General features: G+C 63.0%; 20 protein-coding genes and 1 riboswitch. Of the genes, 8 read left to right on the top strand and 12 right to left on the bottom strand.

The window, feature by feature from the left end; all coding sequences use genetic code 11:
- Nucleotides 1–7: 7 nt before the first annotated feature.
- On the top strand, nucleotides 8–625 hold the full coding sequence (locus ACIOVF_RS07510) for a hemolysin III family protein (protein ID WP_045193841.1): 618 nt from the start codon (nucleotides 8–10) through the stop codon (nucleotides 623–625).
- Here the strand turns inward: ACIOVF_RS07510 and ACIOVF_RS07505 are convergent.
- A complete protein-coding gene (locus ACIOVF_RS07505; RefSeq protein ID WP_045193840.1) occupies nucleotides 622–1,341 on the bottom strand; it encodes a 16S rRNA (uracil(1498)-N(3))-methyltransferase in 720 nt (239 codons plus the stop codon). The two genes, ACIOVF_RS07510 and ACIOVF_RS07505, sit on opposite strands and share 4 nt — an antisense overlap.
- A 99-nt stretch (nucleotides 1,342–1,440) precedes the next feature.
- Nucleotides 1,441–2,847, bottom strand: a complete 1,407-nt coding sequence (locus ACIOVF_RS07500; RefSeq protein ID WP_401288546.1) for an adenosylmethionine--8-amino-7-oxononanoate transaminase — start codon at nucleotides 2,845–2,847, stop codon at nucleotides 1,441–1,443.
- 190 nt (nucleotides 2,848–3,037) lie between these two features.
- Between ACIOVF_RS07500 and ACIOVF_RS07495 the strand changes: the two genes are divergently transcribed.
- The 3 genes from ACIOVF_RS07495 to ACIOVF_RS07485 all read left to right on the top strand — a co-directional run bounded on the left by ACIOVF_RS07495 (nucleotide 3,038) and on the right by ACIOVF_RS07485 (nucleotide 6,321).
- Entirely contained in the window at nucleotides 3,038–4,894 is a 1,857-nt protein-coding gene (locus tag ACIOVF_RS07495; RefSeq protein WP_401288543.1) for a flavin monoamine oxidase family protein, read from the top strand.
- 262 nt (nucleotides 4,895–5,156) lie between these two features.
- A complete protein-coding gene (locus ACIOVF_RS07490; protein WP_045193834.1) occupies nucleotides 5,157–5,708 on the top strand; it encodes a cytochrome b in 552 nt (183 codons plus the stop codon).
- 34 nt (nucleotides 5,709–5,742) lie between these two features.
- Nucleotides 5,743–6,321, top strand: coding sequence for a YceI family protein (locus ACIOVF_RS07485; RefSeq protein WP_045193832.1), 579 nt, complete (start codon nucleotides 5,743–5,745; stop codon nucleotides 6,319–6,321).
- Nucleotides 6,322–6,385: 64 nt separating this feature from the next.
- On the opposite strand, the gene ACIOVF_RS07480 is transcribed toward ACIOVF_RS07485, so the two are convergent.
- The 5 genes from ACIOVF_RS07480 to ahcY form a co-directional block, all read right to left on the bottom strand.
- Complete coding sequence (locus tag ACIOVF_RS07480) at nucleotides 6,386–8,269, bottom strand: DEAD/DEAH box helicase (protein ID WP_045193831.1); 1,884 nt, start codon at nucleotides 8,267–8,269, stop codon at nucleotides 6,386–6,388.
- 221 nt (nucleotides 8,270–8,490) lie between these two features.
- Complete coding sequence (locus tag ACIOVF_RS07475; RefSeq protein ID WP_213602654.1) at nucleotides 8,491–9,276, bottom strand: ABC transporter substrate-binding protein; 786 nt, start codon at nucleotides 9,274–9,276, stop codon at nucleotides 8,491–8,493.
- 65 nt (nucleotides 9,277–9,341) lie between these two features.
- The gene (locus ACIOVF_RS07470; RefSeq protein ID WP_401288538.1) at nucleotides 9,342–10,424 is read right to left on the bottom strand and encodes a hypothetical protein; all 1,083 of its coding nucleotides are present in this window, start codon (nucleotides 10,422–10,424) and stop codon (nucleotides 9,342–9,344) included.
- A gap of 110 nt (nucleotides 10,425–10,534) precedes the next feature.
- Nucleotides 10,535–11,380, bottom strand: coding sequence for a methylenetetrahydrofolate reductase [NAD(P)H] (gene metF, locus ACIOVF_RS07465; RefSeq protein ID WP_258716213.1), 846 nt, complete (start codon nucleotides 11,378–11,380; stop codon nucleotides 10,535–10,537).
- 93 nt (nucleotides 11,381–11,473) lie between these two features.
- On the bottom strand, nucleotides 11,474–12,883 hold the full coding sequence (gene ahcY, locus ACIOVF_RS07460; RefSeq protein WP_045193826.1) for an adenosylhomocysteinase: 1,410 nt from the start codon (nucleotides 12,881–12,883) through the stop codon (nucleotides 11,474–11,476).
- 21 nt (nucleotides 12,884–12,904) lie between these two features.
- A riboswitch (S-adenosyl-L-homocysteine riboswitch) is annotated at nucleotides 12,905–13,009 on the bottom strand.
- A 182-nt stretch (nucleotides 13,010–13,191) separates the two neighbouring features.
- Between ahcY and ACIOVF_RS07455 the strand changes: the two genes are divergently transcribed.
- Complete coding sequence (locus ACIOVF_RS07455; RefSeq protein WP_010221517.1) at nucleotides 13,192–13,590, top strand: acyl-CoA thioesterase; 399 nt, start codon at nucleotides 13,192–13,194, stop codon at nucleotides 13,588–13,590.
- 66 nt (nucleotides 13,591–13,656) lie between these two features.
- On the opposite strand, the gene ACIOVF_RS07450 is transcribed toward ACIOVF_RS07455, so the two are convergent.
- Nucleotides 13,657–14,892: a cation:proton antiporter gene (locus ACIOVF_RS07450; RefSeq protein WP_401288533.1), complete on the bottom strand. Its 1,236-nt coding sequence runs from the start codon at nucleotides 14,890–14,892 to the stop codon at nucleotides 13,657–13,659.
- A 200-nt stretch (nucleotides 14,893–15,092) separates the two neighbouring features.
- Between ACIOVF_RS07450 and ACIOVF_RS07445 the strand changes: the two genes are divergently transcribed.
- Both ACIOVF_RS07445 and ACIOVF_RS07440 read left to right on the top strand, forming a co-directional pair.
- Nucleotides 15,093–15,926 carry an EamA family transporter gene (locus ACIOVF_RS07445; RefSeq protein WP_045193824.1) on the top strand — a complete coding sequence of 278 codons (834 nt, stop codon included), beginning with the start codon at nucleotides 15,093–15,095 and terminating at the stop codon, nucleotides 15,924–15,926.
- A gap of 25 nt (nucleotides 15,927–15,951) precedes the next feature.
- Nucleotides 15,952–16,338: an MAPEG family protein gene (locus ACIOVF_RS07440; RefSeq protein ID WP_093376890.1), complete on the top strand. Its 387-nt coding sequence runs from the start codon at nucleotides 15,952–15,954 to the stop codon at nucleotides 16,336–16,338.
- 6 nt (nucleotides 16,339–16,344) lie between these two features.
- On the opposite strand, the gene ACIOVF_RS07435 is transcribed toward ACIOVF_RS07440, so the two are convergent.
- Complete coding sequence (locus ACIOVF_RS07435; protein WP_045193821.1) at nucleotides 16,345–17,496, bottom strand: murein transglycosylase A; 1,152 nt, start codon at nucleotides 17,494–17,496, stop codon at nucleotides 16,345–16,347.
- A 130-nt stretch (nucleotides 17,497–17,626) separates the two neighbouring features.
- Between ACIOVF_RS07435 and ACIOVF_RS07430 the strand changes: the two genes are divergently transcribed.
- On the top strand, nucleotides 17,627–18,073 hold the full coding sequence (locus tag ACIOVF_RS07430) for a cytochrome c (protein ID WP_045193982.1): 447 nt from the start codon (nucleotides 17,627–17,629) through the stop codon (nucleotides 18,071–18,073).
- Between the two features lie 46 nt (nucleotides 18,074–18,119).
- Here ACIOVF_RS07430 and ACIOVF_RS07425 read toward each other — a convergent pair whose 3' ends face one another.
- The 3 genes from ACIOVF_RS07425 to metK form a co-directional block, all read right to left on the bottom strand.
- Nucleotides 18,120–18,515: a DUF1090 domain-containing protein gene (locus tag ACIOVF_RS07425; RefSeq protein WP_045193820.1), complete on the bottom strand. Its 396-nt coding sequence runs from the start codon at nucleotides 18,513–18,515 to the stop codon at nucleotides 18,120–18,122.
- Between the two features lie 59 nt (nucleotides 18,516–18,574).
- Entirely contained in the window at nucleotides 18,575–20,263 is a 1,689-nt protein-coding gene (ligB, locus tag ACIOVF_RS07420; RefSeq protein ID WP_401288527.1) for an NAD-dependent DNA ligase LigB, read from the bottom strand.
- Nucleotides 20,264–20,424: 161 nt separating this feature from the next.
- A complete protein-coding gene (metK, locus tag ACIOVF_RS07415) occupies nucleotides 20,425–21,615 on the bottom strand; it encodes a methionine adenosyltransferase (RefSeq protein ID WP_038997515.1) in 1,191 nt (396 codons plus the stop codon).
- Nucleotides 21,616–21,626: the final 11 nt, after the last annotated feature.

Here is a 21,626-nt window from a genome sequence, read left to right as displayed (position 1 = left end):
CTGTTGCATGTATCACGGTGAACGTTTCAACGCCTGGACCCATCTGGTCGGCGCCGTTCTGGCCTGCATCGGCGCCATCTGGCTGCTAGTGGTGGCGAGCCTGCAAGGCGACCCCTGGAAGATCGTCAGCCTGGCGATCTATGGCTTTACCCTGCTGTTGCTCTACAGCATCTCGACCCTTTATCACAGCGTGCGCGGCAAGGCCAAAGTGATCATGCGCAAGCTCGATCACCTGTCGATCTACCTGTTGATTGCCGGCAGTTATACGCCGTTCTGCCTGGTCAGCCTGCGCGGGCCCTGGGGCTGGAGCCTGTTCGGGGTGGTCTGGGGGCTGGCGGTGATCGGCATGCTGCAAGAGATCAAGCCGCGCTCCGAAGCGCGGGTCATGTCGATCATCATCTATGCGCTGATGGGCTGGATCGTGCTGGTGGCGGTCAAGCCGCTGCTGGCCAGCCTCGGCGCCGCAGGCTTTGCCTGGCTGGCGGCCGGTGGCGCGTTCTACACCATCGGCATCATCTTCTTTGCCTACGACAGCCGCTTTCGCCATTGGCATGGCATCTGGCACCTGTTCGTGATCGCCGGCAGCCTGCTGCACTTCATCGCGGTGTTCTTCTACGTGCTCTAGAAGTCGCCCCACAGCTGCTGGGCGACGGCCAGGGCCACGACTGGCGCGGTTTCGGTGCGCAATACGCGCGGGCCCAGGCGTGCGGCATGGAAGCCGGTGGCCTTGGCCTGCTCGACTTCGGCCTCGCTGAGGCCGCCTTCTGGGCCGATCAAAAACGCCAGGCTGGCGGGCTGCTGATGGCTGACCATGGGTTCGGCGACCGGGTGCAGGACCAGCTTGAGGTCCTGGTCGCAGGCCTTGAGCCAGTCTGCCAGCGGCTGTGGTGGGTGGATGACCGGTACGCTGGAGCGCCCGCATTGCTCGCAGGCGCTGATCGCCACCTGGCGCCAATGAGCCATGCGCTTGTCGGCGCGTTCATCCTTGAGGCGTACTTCGCAGCGCTCGCTGACGATCGGGGTGATAGCGCTGACGCCCAGTTCGGTGGCCTTCTGGATTGCCCAGTCCATGCGCTCGCCGCGCGACAGGCCCTGGCCGAGGTGAACTTGCAGGCTGGAGTCGGCTTGCCCGGCGAAGGCTTCGTCGAGCTGCACGCGGACGGTTTTCTTGCCGACTTCCAGCAATTGGCCGCGAAACTCCTGGCCGCTGCCGTCGAACAGTTGCACGGCATCGCCAACCGCCATGCGCAGCACGCGGCCGATGTAGTGGGCCTGGGCTTCGGGCAGGTCGTGGGCGCCGAGGCTCAGGGGGGCGTCGATGAAAAAGCGGGACAGTCTCATGTACTAACTCTAAAAATGTGTTGGCAGTGCGGGCTTCATCGCGGGGCAAGCCCGCTCCTACAGGGATCTTTGCAGGAGCGGGCTTGCCCCGCGATGCTGTTAGCCCGGATCGCGGAAATCAGGGTGAAAATCAGCCGGCACTGCCACGCTGACGCGGCTGCTGGTGGCGATGTCGATACCCTCGGTGGCCACCTCGGCGAGGAAGTCGATCTGCTCCGGGGTGATCACGTATGGCGGCAGGAAGTACACCACGCTGCCCAGCGGGCGCAGCAGGGCGCCACGGCTCAGGGCGTGCTCGAAGACCTTCAGGCCACGGCGTTCCTGCCACGGGTAGGCGGTCTTGCTGGCCTTGTCCTGGACCATCTCGATGGCCAGGGCCATGCCGGTCTGGCGCACTTCGCCAACATGCGGGTGGTCGACCAGGTGCTCGGTGGCGCTGGCCATGCGCTGGGCCAGGGCCTTGTTGGCCTCGATGACATTGTCCTGCGCGAAGATATCCAGGGTCGCCAGCGCCGCGGCACAGGCCAGTGGGTTGCCGGTGTAGCTGTGCGAGTGGAGGAAGGCGCGCAGGGTCGGGTAATCGTCGTAGAAGGCGCTGTACACCTCGTTGGTGGTCAGGCACGCGGCCAGCGGCAGGTAGCCGCCGGTCAGGGCCTTGGACAGGCACAGGAAATCCGGGCGGATGCCGGCCTGTTCGCAGGCGAACATCGTCCCGGTGCGGCCAAAGCCCACGGCGATCTCGTCGTGGATCAGGTGCACGCCATAGCGGTCACAGGCCTCGCGCAGCAGCTTGAGGTATACCGGGTGGTACATGCGCATGCCACCGGCGCCCTGGATCAGCGGTTCGACGATCACCGCGGCGACCGTGGCGTGGTGTTCAGCCAGGGTCTGCTCCATGGCCGCGAACATGTTGCGCGAGTGCTCTTCCCAGCCCATGCCCTCGGGGCGCAGGTAGCAATCGGGGCTTGGCACCTTGATGGTGTCGAGCAGCAGCGCCTTGTAGGTCTCGGTGAACAACGGCACGTCGCCGACCGACATCGCCGCGATGGTCTCGCCGTGATAGCTGTTGCTCAGGGTGACGAAGCGCTTCTTCTCTGGCTGGCCTTTGTTCAGCCAGTAGTGAAAGCTCATTTTCAGCGCCACTTCGATGCAGGACGAACCATTATCGGCGTAGAACACCCGGTCCAGGCCTTCGGGGGTGATCTGCACCAGGCGCTCGGACAGCTCGATCACCGGCTGGTGGCTGAAGCCTGCGAGAATCACGTGCTCAAGCTGGTCGACCTGGTCCTTGATGCGCTGGTTGATGCGCGGGTTGGCATGGCCGAAGGCGTTGACCCACCAGGAGCTGACGGCGTCGAGGTAGCGCTTGCCTTCAAAGTCTTCCAGCCACACGCCTTCGCCGCGCTTGATCGGAATCAGCGGCAGTTGTTCGTGATCTTTCATCTGGGTGCAGGGGTGCCACAGGACCTTGAGGTCACGTTGCATCCACTGTTGGTTGAGGCCCATTTCGATTCTCCTGGCGACGGCGGCTCGGACATGCCGCGCAAGCCTATGCAATGCGCCGGTCGAGAACAACCCGTGCGCCGCAATCAGGGTGCTGGCGTTGCTGGCGGGGGCGCTTGGCGTGGCGTATCCTTCGGCTACTCTTTCTGGGGGATCCCCCCAAACACTTCTGCTTTGATCCGGAGTTCGCCGAATGTCTGCTGGTTGGCTGCGCGCCTGTGCGCTGGTAATGATAGGACTGTTCAGCGGCACTGCGCTGGCCAAGGACAAGGCCCCGACGGCAATCGTCGTCGGTGGCGGTCTGGCCGGCCTGACAGCCGCCTATGAGTTGCAGAACAAGGGCTGGCAGGTGACCCTGCTGGAAGCCAAGACCGGTATGGGCGGGCGCTCGGGCCTGGCCACCAGTGAATGGATCGGCAACAGCAAGGCCCAGCCGGTGCTCAACCAGTACCTGGATGCCTTCAAGCTCAGCACCTTGCCGGCACCTGAGTTCGTGCGTACCCCGGGTTACCTGATCGATGGCGAGTATTTCAGCGCCGCCGACCTCAGCACCAAGCAACCGGCCACCGCCGAAGCGCTCAAGCGTTACGAGAAGACCCTCGACGACCTCGCACGCTCGATCGACGATCCGCTGAACCCGGCGGCCAACAGCACCCTGTTCGCCCTCGACCAGCTCAACGTTTCCGGCTGGCTCGACAAGCTGCAACTGCCGGCCACCGCGCGCCAGCTGGTCAACCAGCAGATCCGTACCCGCTATGACGAGCCGTCGCGCCTGTCGCTGCTCTATTTCGCCCAGCAGACCCGCGTCTACCGCGGCGTCAGCGACCGTGACCTGCGCGCCGCACGCCTGCCAGGCGGTAGCCCGGTGCTGGCCCAGGCCTTCGTCAAGCAATTGAAAACCATCAAGACCCAGTCGCCGGTCAGCGCCATCATCCAGGACAAGGACGGCGTCACCGTCAAGGTTGGCAGCGTCGGTTACCAGGCCGACTACGTCGTGCTGGCCGTACCGCTGCGCGCGCTGTCGAAGATCCAGATGACTCCGGGCCTGGACACCAAGCACCTGGCCGCCCTCAGGGGCACCAACTACGGCTGGCGCGACCAGCTGATGCTCAAGTTCAAGACCCCGGTGTGGGAAAGCCGCGCGCGGATGTCTGGCGAGATCTACAGCAACACCGGCCTGGGCATGCTCTGGATCGAGCCTGCGCTCAAGGGCGGCGCTAACGTGGTGATCAACCTCTCCGGTGACAACGCGCGCCTGCTGCAGGCTTTTGGCGACAAGCAGATGGTCGACCAGGTGTTGATCCGCCTGCACGCCTTCTACCCGCAAGCCCGTGGCGCCTTCACCGGCTACGAAGTACGCCGTTACAGCACTGACGTGGGTACCGGTGGCGCCTACCTGGCCTATGGCCCTGGGCAGATCAGCAAGTACTGGCGCCTGTGGGAGCGTCCGGTGCAGCGGGTTGCCTTTGCTGGCGAGCACACCGATGCGATGTACCCAGGCACCCTCGAAGGCGCCCTGCGCAGCGGCCAGCGCGCTGCCAGCCAGGTCCAGGACCTGGCCGCGGGCAAGTCATTCGAGCCGGTCAAGGCGGTTGCCGCCACGGCCGCTGCCGGCACCGCAGCTGCAGCGGCGAGCAAAGGCAATTTCTTCAGCAACCTGTTTGGCGGCTCGTCCGACAAGCCGGCCAAGGCCGAAGAGCCGGTGAAGAAGGATGAGGGCAAGCCAGGCTTCTTCAAGCGCATGTTCGGTAGCGATGACAAGCCTGCCGAGCAGCCAGCGGCCAAGCAGGCCGAGGTGGCTCCGACCCCTGCGCCGGCGGCTGCGCCAGCACCTGCGGTCGCCCCGGTTGCCAAGGAAGAGCCAGCCAAGGCGCCGGTGAAAGCCGCTCCGGCCAAACCAGCGGCCAAGCAGGCACCGGCGAAAAAGCCGGCAGCCAAGGCGCAACAGCCGAAGAAAACCGCAGCCAAGGCGGCACCTGCGAAAAAAGCCGCCGCCAAGGCGGAACCAGTGAAAAAGCCGGTAGCCAATACCCAGGCCAAGGCGCAGTAATGCGCTGACTTCATCGCCGGCAACGCCGGCTCCTACAGGGGCAAGTACACACCGAACCTGTGGGAGCCAGCCTTGCCGGCGATGGGCCGCGCAGCGACCCCAAGGCCCGCAGGGTCTTCCCTTCCCACGTAGTTAATGTTTCCTTAATAGCTTCGTTTCATACTAAAGATCATATTTCTCGATATTTCAGAGCAAGTTTTTCTGCTTTTATTCGATTAATAAATCGTTAGTCTGAGCACAGTTCTTACAGGGAAACACGGCAATGCAACTGCGCAACTCACCTTCTCGTTATGGCTTTGTCAGCATCGTCCTGCACTGGGGTGTTGCACTGGCTGTATTCGGCCTGTTCGGCCTGGGCCTGTGGATGATGGGCCTGGACTACTACAGCCCATGGCGCAAAGACGCCCCCGACCTGCACAAAAGTATCGGCCTGGTGCTGCTTGGTGTGATGCTCCTGCGCGTGCTCTGGCGCTTTCTCAGCCCACCGCCGCCAGCGCTGCCCAACCACGGCAAACTCACCCGCCTCGCCTCCAAGGCCGGCCATGGCCTGCTGTACCTGGGGCTGTTCGCGGTGATGTTCGCCGGCTACATGATTTCTACCGCCGACGGCGTTGGCATCCCGGTGTTCGGCCTGTTTGAAGTGCCGGCGCTGGTCAGCAACCTGCCCGATCAGGCCGATGTCGCCGGCGAGATCCATTTCTACCTGGCCTGGGGCCTGGTGATCTTTGCCGGGCTGCACGGCCTGGCAGCCCTGAAACACCACTTTATCGACCGTGACGCGACCCTGATCCGCATGCTGGGCCGCAAAGCTTGATGTTCAACCTCAACTCCAAAAGGGATATAGACGCATGTTGAAAAAGACTTTTGCCGCTCTGGCGCTCGGTACCGCACTGTTCTCGGCCGGTCAGGCAATGGCAGCAGACTACAAGATCGACAAGGAAGGCCAGCACGCCTTCGTTGACTGGAAGATCAGCCACCTGGGCTACAGCTTCATCCACGGCACCTTCAAGGACTTCGATGGCTCCTTCAGCTGGGACGCCGCCAAGCCTGAAGCCAGCAAGATCGCCGTCGACCTGAAAACCGCCAGCCTGTGGTCCAACCACGCCGAGCGTGACAAGCACATCGCCAGCAAAGATTTCCTCGATGTGAGCAAGTTCCCAGAGGCCAAGTTCGTCTCCACCGCTGTCAAATCGACCGGCGAGAAAACTGCTGACGTGACTGGCGACCTGACCCTGCACGGCGTTACCAAGCCAGTGACCTTCAAGGCCACCTTCAACGGTGAAGGCAAGGATCCATGGGGTGGCGAACGCGCCGGCTTCAACGCCAAGACCACGCTGAACCTGAACGACTTCGGCATCAAAGGCCCAGGCCCGTCTTCGCAGACCCTGGATCTGGACATCTCGATCGAAGGTATCAAGCAGAAGTAATGCTTGCTGCATAAACGAAAACGCCGCCCCTAGGGGCGGCGTTTTTGTTGGCACGGTCGCTGAATCAGCGGTTACGCGTCAGCAGCGCAGGCTTCTCGCCACGTGGACGGCTTGGCAGCTGCTCGAGCTGTTCGGCAGTCGGGAAGCGGTCGACCTTCGACTCCTTGTGGACGATCTTCGGCTGCGGCTGGCCTTCACGCGGATTGCGTACGGCCGGCTCTTTGCTCGCTTGATCGTCGCGCGCCGGGCGGCGATTGCGACCGCCACCGTCGCGGCTGCCGCCACCATTACGGGCACCGCCGCCGCGCTTCTCGCCATTGGCCGAAGCACCACCACCGCTGCGCGGGCCGTTGTTGCTGCGCGGCTGGCCGCCACGTGGCTGGCCACCGGTGCTGGCGCCGGTGCCGGTCTGGGCAGGTGCGCCCGGACGACGGTTACGGCCCTGGTTGCCCTTGTTCTGGTAAGGGCTGACGTAGTCGGCGCGGTTGCCGAAGTTGTCGACTTCGTCATCCAGGAACTCTTCCGGATCACGATTGGCCGGAACTTGCGGAACACCTGGCTGGCCCGACTGGGCCTGACGCGGTTTGTTGTCGCGGGGCTTGCGCTCCTGGCGACCACCGGCGGATTTCTCCGCGGTTTTTTCCTTGTCCTTGTCGCGGCCTTTGTCTTTGCCCTGGTCCTTACCCTTGTCCTTGCGACCGCCGCTGCCGGCATTGCTGCCATCGGCGCGCTGGCCACGGCCACCACGCGGATTGTTTTGCGGACGCTCACGGGTCTCGGGTTTCTCGGCTTCGACCTTGGAGGCATCAAAGCCCATCAGGTCGCCATCCGGGATCTTCTGGCGGGTAACGCGCTCGATGCTCTTGAGCAGTTTTTCTTCATCCGGCGCGACCAGCGAGATGGCCTCGCCCGAACGACCGGCACGACCGGTACGGCCGATACGGTGAACGTAGTCTTCTTCAACGTTGGGCAGTTCGAAGTTGACCACGTGCGGCAACTGGTCGATGTCCAGGCCACGGGCGGCGATATCGGTGGCAACCATGATGCGCACGCTGCCGGCCTTGAAGTCGGCCAGGGCCTTGGTGCGCGCGTTCTGGCTCTTGTTGCCGTGGATCGCGGCGGCGGTCAGGCCGTGTTTTTCCAGGTACTCGGCCAGGCGGTTGGCGCCATGCTTGGTACGGGTGAACACCAGCACCTGTTCCCACGCACCGGTGGTGATCAGGTGTGCCAGCAAGGCGCGCTTGTGGCTGGCCGGCAGGCGGTAGACGCGCTGCTCGATACGCTCGACCGTGGTGTTCGGCGGCGTGACCTCGATGCGCTCGGGGTTGTGCAGCAGCTTGTCGGCAAGGTCAGTAATGTCTTTGGAGAAGGTCGCCGAGAACAGCAGGTTCTGACGCTTGGCCGGCAGGCGGGCAAGGACCTTCTTCACATCATGGATGAAGCCCATGTCGAGCATGCGGTCGGCTTCGTCGAGCACCAGGGTCTCGACGTGGGACAGGTCAACGCTGCCCTGGCCGGCGAGATCCAGCAGGCGGCCGGGGCAGGCCACCAGCACGTCGACACCCTTGGCCATGGCCTGAACCTGTGGGTTCATGCCGACGCCACCAAAGATGCAGGCGCTGACGAATTTGAGGTCGCGGGCGTAAACCTTGAAGCTGTCGTGAACCTGGGCGGCCAGTTCGCGCGTCGGGGTCAGCACCAGTACCCGCGGCTGGCGTGGGCCATGGCGCTGGGATTTGTCCGGGTGACCACCGGGGAACAGGCGTTCAAGGATCGGCAGGGCGAAACCGCCGGTTTTACCAGTACCTGTCTGGGCGGCAACCATCAGGTCGCGGCCTTGCAACACGGCGGGAATGGCCCGCTGTTGCACCGGAGTGGGCTGGGTGTAGCCCGCAGCCTCGATGGCGCGAACTAGAGCCTCGGAGAGACCGAGGGAAGCAAAGGACATGAGTAATCCTGTTCTAATGGGGGCTGAGCCCGATGGGATAATCTTGCCTGGCGCGACGGGCATCAGCTGATGCTATCGCGTCCGGTCCAGCAGGGTCTTCAATGCGCATCCGGGGCGGCGGGCGGGCTCTGGGCCGCGCTGTCCTGCCGGTCGGGATGCCTTTTGCAAGGCCGAGCGTCCGGGCGTAAGCCTGGCGGGAAGGCCCGAGTATAACAGAGCATTCAGCGCATGCTGCTTTCCTGCTGCTCAACGGCGGTTGGAAAGTTTTCCGCAGTGCCGGCGTAGCGTGCATGCAGCGCGGCATAGGCCGGCTCGCGCTTGAAGCGCCGCAGCTCGGCGGCAAAGCGCTGGGCCAGCAGGTCCATGCCGACATTGCGGCGCACCGCCAGGTACTGGCTGTGGCGGCTGATCACCAGAGGCAGTTCGCTGATCTGCTGTTCCAGGCCCAATGTCTTGATCATATAGCGGCCCACACGGCGGTCGGTGATCAACAGGTCGATACGTCCGCGCTGGAGCTTGCCGAAGTTGGCCTCGTGAGTGGGTGCCGGCTCGCGGGTGAACAGCGGTGAGTCGATAAACGCGCCACCATAGCTGTAACCGGGCGAAGTGCCGACGGTAAGGCCGCTCAGGTCTTCCAGGCGCTTGACCTTGTGCGGGCGGGCGTTGGCATAGAACAGGGTAAATTCGACGTCGGACAGCGGCTCGCTGGGGTAGAACAACTGGCTGTCGCGCTGTTCGGTCTGGAAAATGTCCAGCACGCCATCGGCCAGGCCCTGCTCGATCATCGCCAGGCAGCGCTTCCAGGGCAGGAACTGCCATTCCACCTCGACCCCCAGGCGCTTGAATACCTCGGCGGTGACCTCATAGTCGATGCCTTTGGCCTGGCCGTCTTCGAGATAGACGTAGGGGGCCCAGGGTTCGGTGACGATACGCAGCTTCTCGCCGTGGGCAAAGGCACTCAGGCAAGTGAGAATCAGCGCGGTCAACAGGCGGGTGAAATCGGGCATGGCTGGAGATTACGACGTGTGCACGGCTATGGCTAGTAGCCGTGCATGTCGAGCCAGCCTGGGTGTCAGCGCTGTGATCGCTTTAACAGTGAATCACGCACCGTGCGGTGCTTGCGGCCCAGCGACAGGCGCATGCCTGGGTGCTCGAACCATCGCTGCAGGGTATCGGCGCAGATCGGCCGCGGATGGCGAGCCCTGGCGTTGTCCAGGGCCTTGTCCCACCAGGCCGTAGCGCAGGCGCGGTCGAACTCGTTGGGGTAGTCGTAGCAGCCATTGAGCAACTCGCGCATGAACTGGCGCTGTTCGCTCGGCAGGGCCAGGCTCAGCGCCTTGTAGCCCAGGCGTTGCAAGGTCGGCGGTTTGGGCAACTGGGCGTTGACGCGGGTGACATCCACCAGTGCCTCTTCGCTCAGGGGGGCGTGCTGGTGCTTGGCCAGCCAGGCCTGGACCTTGGCCCGGAACAGCTGCTTGCGGCTCCAGTAGTGATGGATCAGGTCGGTGCACTGGTTAACCTGCATCTGCCGGTAGGCGGCCACGCCCAGGCAGAACTCCTCCAGGGTGTAGGCGCCGTTGGCGTGGGGGTAGTACTCGTCCATCAAGGCGATGGAGCGCTCCAGCAATGGCGCATCTTCCTGCATCAGGCCAATCACCCCGGAGTTCAGCAGCGGCATGTGCCGGTCGGCCAGCCCGCGTTCTTCGAGCATTGCTGCCAGGCTCTGGAACAGCGGGCACTGAGGATCATTGCCATAGGTACTGCCGATGGCATTGCACAGCAGGGTGCCTGGCTTGACCCGGCGGAACAGCTCGATGGGCGACTGATGGAAGAACGTGTCGGTATCGATCAGCACGGCCATGGGCGCGCTGGCCAGCACCTGACGCAGCACCACGTGCTTGCTGCGAAAGTGGTAGCCGTAGGGCTGGTTCCAGGCTTCACGGGTGGCGGCGTCGAGTGAATGAACGCTTACCGGCAGGTGCTGGTAGGGTTCGGGATTGTCGCTGTAGACCTGGATATCAAGTGCTTCCCCGGGTGTCTTGCGCAGGTTGGCCAGGGCGCTGACGATGCTGAACTGGGCTTCCTGGTGGTAGGTGGGCGGCCCGAAGACCAGGTAAACGAGTTGCGGTCGAGCAGGGGTAAGTCCTTGGCGCATGGAAGGCACGAAAATCCGTCTGGGGGCAGGAATGCAGAAAGGCCCTTAGCGTAAGCTAAAGGCCTTTTCAGTATTCTGACGCAATTGTTACCTGCGGTGTAGCGGTTCGATCAGCGGGGCAACTTGAGGTTGTTCCAGATCGCCAGGCTCGGGTCGGCCTGGTTCAAGGTGTAGAAGTGCAACCCTGGAGCGCCGCCTTGCAGCAGTTGCTCGCACATGCGGGTGATGACGTCTTCACCGAAGGCCTGGATGCTCTTCACATCGTCGCCGTAGGCTTCCAGCTGCTTGCGGATCCAGCGTGGGATCTCGGCGCCGCAAGCGTCAGAGAAGCGCGCCAGCTTGCTGTAGTTGGTGATCGGCATGATCCCCGGTACTACCGGAATATCCACACCCATCTGCTGCACGCGCTCGACGAAGTAGAAGTAGCTGTCGGCGTTGAAGAAGTACTGGGTGATGGCGCTGTCGGCACCGGCGTTGGCCTTGCGCACGAAGTTCTTCAGGTCATCCTCGAAGTTGCGCGCCTGGGGGTGCATCTCCGGGTAGGCGGCGATTTCGATATGGAAGTGATCGCCGCTTTCCTGACGGATGAACTCCACCAGTTCGTTGGCATAGCGCAGCTCGCCGCTGGCCATGCCCATGCCCGACGGCAGGTCGCCGCGCAAGGCGACGATGCGCTGGATGCCGGCTGCCTTGTACTGGGTCAGCAGCGAGCGCAGGTCGTCCTTGCTGTCGCCGACGCACGACAGGTGCGGGGCGGCGGGGACTTTCACTTCGCTTTCCAGCTGCAGCACGGTGTTCAACGTGCGGTCGCGGGTCGAGCCACCGGCACCGTAGGTGCAGGAGAAGAAATCCGGGTTGTAGCTGGCCAGCTGGCGGGCAGTGGCGAGCAGTTTTTCATGTCCAGCATCGGTCTTGGTCGGGAAGAACTCGAAGCTGTAACGACGTTCCTGAGACATAGAAGGTTCTCTTCAGCGGCAAGCTACAAGCCGCAAGCGACAAGCAGAAGCGGCGCGAACCGCTTGCAGCTTGCAGCTTGCAGCTACCAACTTTCAGTAACGGTAGGCGTGTGGCTTGAATGGCCCTTCAACAGTCACGCCGATGTATTCGGCCTGTTGCGGGGTCAGTTGGGTCACTACACCACCGAAGCCGCGGACCATTTCCAGGGCCACTTCTTCGTCGAGTTTCTTCGGCAGGACTTCAACGGTCAGGCGCTCGGCTTTCTGAGCGGCTGGCAGGTCGGCGTACTTCTGTTCGAACAGGAAGATCTGTGCCAGGACCTGGTTGGCGAACGAGCCGTCCATGATCCGGCTTGGGTGACCGGTAGCGTTGCCCAGGTTCACCAGGCGGCCTTCGGCCAGCAGGATCAGGTAGTCGTCGTTCTGTGGGTCGAAGTCGCCGTGGCCGGTACGGTGGATCTTGTGTACCTGTGGTTTGACTTCTTCCCAGGCCCAGTTCTTGCGCATGAAAGCGGTGTCGATTTCATTGTCGAAGTGGCCGATGTTGCAGACCACGGCGCGCTTTTTCAGGGCCTTGAGCATGTTGGCATCGCAAACGTTGACGTTACCGGTGGTGGTCACGATCAGGTCGATCTTGCCCAGCAGGGCCTTGTCGATGCTCGCTTCGGTGCCGTTGTTGATACCGTCGATGAACGGCGAGACCAGCTCGAAGCCGTCCATGCAGGCCTGCATGGCGCAGATCGGGTCAACTTCGGAAACCTTGACGATCATGCCTTCCTGACGCAGCGACTGGGCCGAGCCCTTGCCCACGTCACCGTAACCGATGACCAGCGCCTGCTTGCCCGACAGCAGGTGGTCGGTGCCGCGCTTGATGGCATCGTTGAGGCTGTGACGGCAGCCGTACTTGTTGTCGTTCTTGCTCTTGGTGACCGAGTCGTTGACGTTGATCGCCGGGACTTTCAGCTCGCCCTTGGCCAGCATGTCGAGCAGGCGGTGCACACCGGTGGTGGTCTCTTCGGTGACGCCGTGGACGCGCTCCAGTACCGCCGGGTATTTCTTGTGCAGCAGTTCGGTGAGGTCGCCGCCGTCGTCGAGGATCATATTGGCGTCCCATGGCTGGCCATCCTTGAGGATGGTCTGCTCCAGGCACCACTCGTACTCTTGCTCGGTCTCGCCTTTCCAGGCGAACACAGGGATGCCGGCAGCGGCGATGGAGGCAGCGGCCTGGTCCTGGGTCGAGAAGATGTTGCAGGACGACCAGCGTACTTCGGCACCCAGGGCGACCAGGGTTTCGATCAGCACGGCGGTCTGAATGGTCATGTGGATGCAGCCGAGGATTTTCGCACCCTTGAGCGGTTGCTCTTCAAGGTACTTGCGGCGCAGGCCCATCAGCGCTGGCATTTCCGATTCGGCAATGATGGTCTCGCGACGGCCCCAGGCAGCCAGGGAGATGTCGGCGACTTTGTAATCGGTAAAACCAGCAGGCGTGTTTACAGCGCTCATTGAGAGCCTCCATTCGTAGTGTGCGAATGGGCGCCGTTGTGCGTTTAGTGTCCGCAGGCAGGCCTGGCGGGACAACGCCCCATCCGAGCCTGACAGGTTGAACCTGCTGCAGCGCCCCTCGGACAGGTGGCGGGAACGGTCGCGGATGACGATGACCGTATTGAAGCGTTGGCGATTATAGCTGCGCCAGCGCAACTGCCCAAGGTTTTCTGTCGATTAATCGAGACCATAGTCGATGTTAAATGGAGGAGGGGGTCAGGCTCTGCCATCATTACCCACATCGATTGGCAAGACGGTCAGGAGCAGATATGAATTTCCACACCCGCAAATGGGTAAAACCCGAAGACCTCAACCCCAACGGCACCCTGTTCGGCGGCAGCCTGCTGCGCTGGATCGACGAAGAGGCGGCGATCTATGCGATCGTCCAGCTGGGCAACCAGCGCGTGGTGACCAAGTACATTTCGGAGATCAACTTCGTCAGCGCTTCGCGCCAGGGCGACATCATCGAACTGGGCATCACCGCCACCGAATTCGGCCGCACCTCGATCACCCTCAAGTGCGAAGTGCGCAACAAGATCACCCGCAAGAGCATCCTCACCGTCGACCGCATGGTCTTCGTCAACCTCGGTGAAGACGGCTTGCCGGCGCCGCACGGGCGCACTGAGATCAAGTACATCAAGGATCAGTTCGATACCGCCGTGGAGTGATAGGCGCCGCCGGCAAGCTGGCTCCCATATATCCCTGTGGGAGCAGGCTTGCCAGCGATAGCGGTCTCAAGGCTGCTCGGTAACCCCGCGCACCACCCGCCCGATCGTCAGGCCCTGCAGCAGGATCGACGACAGCACCACGATGTAGGTGATGCTCAGCAGCAGATCACGCTCGGTGCCCGATGGCAGCGACAGCGCCAGGGCCACCGACACACCGCCACGCAGGCCACCCCAGGTCAGCACCCGCACGGTACCGCGCGGAACGGTGCGCCAACGGCGCAGCATCAGGATGGCCGGTGCCACGGTCAGCAGGCGCGACAGCAGGATCGCCACTGCCAGCACGCCGGCCGCCGCCAGGTGCATCCACGAGAACGGCAGCAGCAACAGCTCCAGGCCGATCAGGGCGAACAGCAGGGCGTTGAGCATGTCGTCGATCAGTTCCCAGAAACCGTCCATGTAACGGCGGGTCATGTCGTTCATCGCCAGGTTGCGGCCCAGGTTACCGATGATCAGGCCGGCCACGACCATGGCGATCGGCGCCGAAACGTGCAGCTCATAGGCCATGGCCGAACCGCCGATCACCAGTGCCAGGGTCAGCATGACCTCGACCTGGTACTGCTCGATGCTTTTGATCATGCGGTAGGTGATGTAGCCCACCAGACCGCCGAACACAATGCCGCCAATGGCTTCGCGGGCGAACAGGATCGCGGTGTCGGCCACCGTCGGTGTTTCGCCAAGCTGGGCGATGCCCAGCAATACGGTGAACACCACGACTGCAGTGCCGTCGTTGAACAGCGACTCGCCAACGATGGTGGTCTTCAGTGGCTTGGAGGCATTGGCGGTACGCAGTGCGCCGAGAACCGCGATCGGGTCGGTCGGCGAGATCAAGGCACCGAACAGCAGGCAGTAGAGCAGGCTCACATGCCAGCCGAACAGGGCAAAAATCCAGTGGGCGAGAAAGCCGATGACCACGGTGGCGATCAGCACGCCGACGGTCGCCAGCAGGCCGATCGGCCAGCGGTAGCTGCGCAGGTCGGCAAGGTTCACGTGCAAGGCGCCGGCGAACAGCAGGAACGACAGCATCCAGTGCATCAGCAGATCGTTGAAGTCGATCTGGTTCATCAAGCCCTGCACGCGCTCTTCCAGGCCGGGGTAGCCGATCACGCTCAAGCCTTGCAGCAGCAGCGAGAACAGCAAGGCGGTGACCATCACGCCGATGGTTGGGGGCAGGCCGATGAAACGGTAATTTACATAGGTGAGGAGGGTGGTCAAACAGATAAACGCAGCAACGAGCTCAAGCATCCTAGGTCCTGTAGTGGCTTCCAAGTCGACACCCGATAGCCTCGGGCATTTCTTTGATGACCTGCCGAGGGCTTCGGGACACACTTTTGACTGGTTTCGTTGACCGCGTTCTTTCGATTTCGTTTCCAGCCGCCTGTGCTGAAGTGGTTATATAGCGCCTGGCCATTGATGACCTCACCTGCCTTGCCAAGGACCATTGCGTGTTAGCCACCTCATTGGTATTGGTCGCGGCGCTGCTGCACGCGACCTGGAACACCCTGATCAAATTCAGCGGCGAACGCCTGCTGGTGATTGCCAGCATGGACGTGGTGGCGCTGGTATTTGCCCTCGCCATGGTCGCGTTCGTCCAGGTGCCGCCGGCCGAGGTCTGGCCGTGGATGCTGGCCTCGGCAGTGTTTGAACTCTTCTACCGGTTCCTGCTGATACAGGCCTATCGGGTCGGTGACCTGGGGCTGGTCTATCCGTTGATGCGCGGCCTGTCGCCGCTGGTGGTGCTGGCGCTGACCCTGACCTTTGCCGGCGAAGCCCTGAGCAGCCAGCAGATCATCGGCATCCTGCTCATTCCCTGTGGCATGGCCTGCCTGCTCTGGCAGGGCGGCGGCGGTGACCGGCTGCCCTGGTCGATGCTGCCGGTGGTGGCCTTGATCGGCCTGTGCATCGGTTGCTACACCTGGCTCGACGGCCAGGCGATCCGCCTGTGGTCACAGCCGCTGGACTATCTTGTATGGCTGACGCTGATCAGTGCCTGGCCGTTTCCGCTGCTGGCCGGGGTGGCCCGGCGCGCGCCGTTCATGCTGTTCTGGCGGCTGCAGTGGCGCTTGGGCCTGGCGGTGGGTTTTTGCGTGTTGTTCAGCTATGCCCTGGTGCTCTGGGCCATGCAACTGGGGTCGGTGGCCGAGGCGGCGGCGCTGCGCGAGGTCAGCGTGATTCTGGTGGTGCTGTTCGGCATGCGCTACCTCAAAGAACCTTTTGGCGGGCCGAGGCTCTTAGCCTGTGCCCTGGTGCTGATCGGCATGCTGATCATGAAACTCTGATAATTCTACTGACAAGGACTTGGCCATGACCGTTGCCTTCTGGTGTGTACTGATTGCGTTGTTTTTGCCCATTGTCTGTACCAGCATCGCCAAGGTTGCCAGCGGGCGCTTCAACCTGCGCCAGAACCACGACCCGCGGGCTTTCCTCGACAAACTCGAAGGCTTGCCGCGCAGGGCCCACGCGGCGCAATTGAACAGCTTCGAAGCTTTCCCGGCGTTCGCTGCGGCAGTGATCATCGCCGACATCGTCGGCAACGCCGAGCAGGTGACCCAGGACGTGCTGGCGGTGCTGTACATCACCAGCCGCCTGCTCTACATCATCTGCTACCTGGCCGACTGGGCCGCCCTGCGTTCGCTGGTGTGGTTCGTCGGCCTGGGCCTGATCGCGTCGTTCTTCTTCGTCTCGATCTGAGCCGCGTCACGGCACCTGGGGCACGGCCGGCAAGGCTGCGCCCTTGGGCCACAGCAGCCAGATCTGGCCTTGCTGCTTCATGTCGCCGGCCAGTTTGCCGGCTTCAGTGCCAGTGCCCCAGAACAGGTCGGCGCGCACTTCGCCGGTGATCGCCCCGCCGGTATCCTGTGCGGCCACCGGACGCACCACCGGCGCGCCATCAGGGCGCGTGGTCGAGAGCCACAGCAGGCTGCCCAGCGGAATCACCTTGCGGTCGATCGCCACGCTGTAGCCGGCGGTCAATGGCACATTGAGCGAGCCGCGCGGGCCTTCGTTGCTGTCCGGGCGGGTGCTGAAGAACACGTAGCTGGGGTTGCTCGCCAGCAGTTCCGGAACCCGCGCCGGATTGCTCTGGGCCCAGGCATGGATGCTGCCCATGGTCACTTCTTCTTTCTTCAATTGCCCTTGTTCCACCAGCCAGCGGCCGATCGGGCGATAGGGGTGGCCATTCTGGTCGGCATAGCCGATGCGCAGTTGGCGGCCGTCTTCCAGCTGGATGCGGCCAGAACCCTGGATCTGCAGGAACTGCAGGTCCATCGGGTCGGTCAGCCAGGCCAGTACCGGTGCCTTGGCGCCCTGGGCATTGATGGTTTCTGCGGTGTCGTAGGGTTTGAGTACCCGGCCTTCGAGGCGGCCACGCAGACGCTTGCCCTTGAGTTCGGGATAGACGCTGTCCAGCGCCACCACGATCATGTCGTCCGGTACGCCATAGACCGGCACAGTGGCGCTGTCGGTCTGGGTCAGGCTACCGGGGTAGACCGGCTCGTAGTAACCAGTGATCAAGCCGTTGGCGTTGTTCTCGGCCGAACGCATGCTGTAGACGTCCAGCTGCGCCTGAAGAAAGCTGCGTACTTCAGCCGGGCTGGCAGCAATGGCTGCCGCTGCGCTGCAGGTGTTGGCCCAGATCGCATCGCGCTTGAGCCGCTCGCAGGCACTGCGCCAGGACTCGAAACCGGCGACCAGGTCGCTGTCGCTGACCTGTGGCAGGTCTTCCCAGGTGGCGCCGACGTAGGTAGCCAGCGGGTGTGGCTTGGGTTTTTCCGGCGCGCTGCCGTTGCAGCCTGCCAGCAGGGCCAGCACTGACAGGGTCCAGCCGAGGTGGCGCAAAGGAAGTTTCATCAACGGGGTTCCTCGACGGTTGGCGTGGCTTGCAGCCGTTTTCGCAAACCGTAGTTTTAATAAGGGTATTGGTCTTTGCCGGTGAGGCGAGGATACTGGCCGCCTTTTTCCGTGAGCCGAAGTGATCAAGATGCTCAAGCGACTTTCTGTTGTACTGCTGGCGTGTTTGACCCTGAGTGCCTGTGGCGGGGTCGATCCCAACTCGCCACTGGGCCAGCGCAAGACGATCTTCAAGCAAATGCTCAAGACCAGTGAAGACCTCGGCGGCATGCTGCGTGGGCGCCTGGCCTTCGATGGGCAGAAGTTCGCCGATGGCGCGGTCAAGCTCGACAGCCTGTCCCGCGAGCCCTGGAAGCACTTTCCACAGGTTCGCGAAGAGGATGATACCAGCGCCCGCGCCGATGTCTGGGAGAAGCAGGCACGCTTCCAGGACCTGGCTCGGCAGATGGAGGCCAGTACCGCCGAACTGGTCGCGGTGACCCGCACCCAGCCGCTCAAGGCGGCTGACCTGGCTGCGCCGATGGACAAGGTCGAGGCGGCGTGCAAAGCCTGTCATACCGAGTTTCGAAATCACTGAGTGGCTGCGGGAGCGGATAAGTCCGCTCCGACAATAACGCTGTCAGTTACTTCTCCAGCTCTTTCAGAGCGTCTTGCAGCTCCTGCTTGGACTCTGCCAGCTTGTCCTTGCGCTTGTTGATCTTCTCGGCGTCACCTTTTTTCATGGCCTTGTCCAGGTCCTTGGTGCGCTGGTTCACTTCGTGACGGGCATCGAGGACTTTCTGTTCGCGCTCTTTGCGCAGGCTGGCATCGGTGCAATGCTCGGTCACTTCGCTGAGGGCTTTTTCCAGGCCGGCTTGCTGATTGCTGTTGCCATGGGCGCGAGCCTGTTCGATCTGTTCGCTGATGGCTTGCTTCTTGGCTGCGCAACCGGTCAGGCCTGGCTGTTGTTCGGCAGCCAGCAGGGGCGTGGCCAGGAGTGAACAGACGGTGAACAGGGCAAGCGGGGAAAGCAGTTTCATTAGGGGCTCCGTTGTCGCGGGCTTGGCAGAATCCATGATGCTGCCCTGATCCGGCGAAATTAGAAACCCTCGATTGTGTGTCTGCGCAATTGTTCGGCCACTATCTGCACCTGCGGTGAGCGGAAAAATGCCAGCAATTGCGCGCTGCGGCCTGGGCCAACACCCGGCTCGGCCAGCCATTGCCCGGCATCGCGCTGGCGCAGGTCTGCCCAGGTGGTGTCCGCTGCCAAGGGCGTCGCGGCTGGAACGCCGAGGGCACTGAGCCAGCGAACAAAGGGTTGCCGGCGGGCCTGGTCGAAGGCTTGCAGTAACTGCTGGCGGCTGCGTTCGCCAAGCCCTGGCACCGATTGCAAGTCTTCATCCTGCAGGTCGAGCCAGTCGCCCAGGCCTTGCACATGGCCACTGTCGATGAGTTTTTCCCAGGTGCCTGGGCCCAAACGGGGCATGTTCAGGCCTTGCTTGGAGCTGAGCCAATTGAGGCGGGCGACGAATTGGCTACGGCAGCCAGCGTCGGGTTGCCAGCAACTTAGCGAGTGGTAGTGGGCAGGGTCAGGGGTTGCGATGTCCATGCGTTGAACACTGCGGTGCACCACCTCATCCAGGCGTGGAATGGTCAGCCCGGCGAGGCTGATGGCCACCTGGTCGCCGGGGCGGATGTCCAGCTGCTGCCAGCGTTGGAAGGAGCCGAGGCTGACCTGGCGGATCTGCCGGTCATCCAGTTGCACCGGCTCGATCTTCAGCACCGGGGTGATACGCCCGGTACGGCCGATGTTGAAGTGTACGCCCCGGACTTGCGCCAGCGCCTGGGCAAAGGGGTATTTCCACGCGGTTGCCCAGTACGGGTCGCGCGCTTGCCAGCGACTGCCGTGTGGGCGCTGGCCCTGGCGCAGCACCACGCCGTCGCTGGCGAAGGGCAGCGGGCTGCGGTACCAGTGTTCGCGCCAGCGGGCAGCCTCGGCGAAGCTGCTCAAGGGCTCGCTGTAACGCTCGCTATGCTCAAAACCCAACGCGCTCAAGCCTTTGAGTCGTTCGCGCTGATCGGCCGGCCCCAGTGGCCAGGCCCAGACAAACAAGCCGACCACCGCGCCCTGTTCGGCACTGATACGTTTGCGCGCCAGCAGGCCGGCGACATTGCCGCGGGCGTTGAGGCTGCCGGCATTGGCCTGTACGTGGCCGTCCAGGCGCCAGAACAGTTCGCCCTGGAGCACCAGGTCGAGCGGCTCGGGCAACTGCTGGTTGAGTGTGCCCAGGGCCGGGATGTGCCGGCTCCAGTCGTGGCCATGGACGCCGTCGCCGCGGCTGATCAGTTGCACCAGCTTGCCGTCGCGATAAACCAGGGTAGCGGCCACGCCATCGACCTTGGGCTGAATCCACAGCTCTTGCTTGCCGTGCATCCAGGCTTTGACCGCCGCATCGTCGGCCAGCTTGCCAAGGCCGGTATGGGCAATCGGGTGGCGCAAGGGGCCGACAGCGGTTTTCAACGGGCTGTCCTGCGGCCTGGCTGGCGTCGGGAAGCAGCTTTGCAGATGGCCCAGGCGTGTGCGGCTCTGGTCATAGAGTTCGTCAGCGACCAGCGAGACACCCTGACGGTGATAGTGATCGTCCCAGTCGGCAAGCGTCTGCTGGAGCTGGCGGATTTCAGCCCGGGCCTGAACAGGCGGCCAGTCGGGGCAAGTCTGCGCGTGTGCCGGAAGCAGCCAGAAGAAGAGCAGAAGGGACAGCAGGGACGTGTGCAGCATGGCGAGCATCCTTGCTCGGCGGGGTGGAATACCAAGCCTAGGAAAGATTGAGCGCCTTGAAGGTGTTCAACATGTCAGGTCATGTGTCTAGGCCAATGAAAAAGCCCCGACCAGTCACCCGGCCGGGGCTTCGCTTGCAGCTTGCAACTTGCAGCTTGTAGCTTCAGCCCTTACAGACCGGCAGCAGCGCGCAGGGCGTCGACGCGGTCGGTGCGTTCCCAGGTGAAGGTGGTGAAGGTGTCGTCGCCGACAGTCTTCTGCTGCGGGATACGGCCGAAGTGACCGTAGGCAGCGGTTTCCTGGTACATCGGGTGCAGCAGGTCGAGCATGGTGGTGATCGCGTACGGACGCAGGTCGAAGCACTCGCGCACCAGCTGGACGATCTTGTCGTCGGAGATCTTGCCGGTGCCGAAGGTGTTCAGCGAGATCGACGTCGGCTGAGCGACACCAATGGCGTAGGAAACCTGGATCTCGCAACGCTCGGCGAGGCCGGCGGCGACGATATTCTTGGCCACGTAGCGCCCGGCGTAGGCGGCGGAGCGGTCAACCTTGGACGGGTCCTTGCCGGAGAACGCGCCACCGCCGTGACGGGCCATGCCGCCGTAGCTGTCGACGATGATCTTGCGACCGGTCAGGCCGCAGTCGCCTACCGGGCCACCGATGATGAACTGGCCGGTCGGGTTGATGTGGAACTGGGTGTCCTTGTGCAGCAGTTCGGCCGGCAGGGTGTGCTTGACGATCAGCTCCATCACCGCTTCCTGCAGGTCTTTTTGCGACACTTCAGGGTTGTGCTGGGTCGACAGCACCACGGCGTCGATACCCACTACCTTGCCGCCTTCGTAACGGCAGGTAACCTGCGATTTGGCGTCCGGGCGCAGCCACGGCAGCAGGCCGGACTTGCGCGCTTCGGCCTGGCGCTCGACCAGACGGTGCGAGAAGCAGATCGGTGCTGGCATCAGCACGTCGGTTTCGTTGCTGGCGTAGCCGAACATCAGGCCCTGGTCGCCGGCGCCCTGGTCTTCAGGCTTGCTGCGGTCAACGCCCTGGGCGATGTCTACCGATTGCTTGCCGATGATGTTCATGACCGCGCAGGTCGCGCCGTCGAAGCCAACGTCGGAGCTGTTGTAACCAATATCGACGATGACTTTGCGAACGATGTCTTCCAGATCGACCCAGGCCGAGGTGGTGACTTCGCCAGCGATGATCGCGACGCCGGTTTTTACCAGGGTTTCGCACGCCACTCGGGCGAATTTGTCCTGGGTGATGATGGCGTCCAGCACCGCATCCGAAATCTGGTCGGCGATTTTGTCCGGATGCCCTTCAGACACGGACTCGGAGGTGAAAAGGGAGTATTCGCTCATCTCGACGGGTT

It is taken from the genome of Pseudomonas sp. NPDC087612, assembly GCF_044743505.1.
Taxonomy (GTDB): Bacteria; Pseudomonadota; Gammaproteobacteria; order Pseudomonadales; family Pseudomonadaceae; genus Aquipseudomonas.
This window is presented reverse-complemented; position numbering and strand designations above follow the sequence as displayed.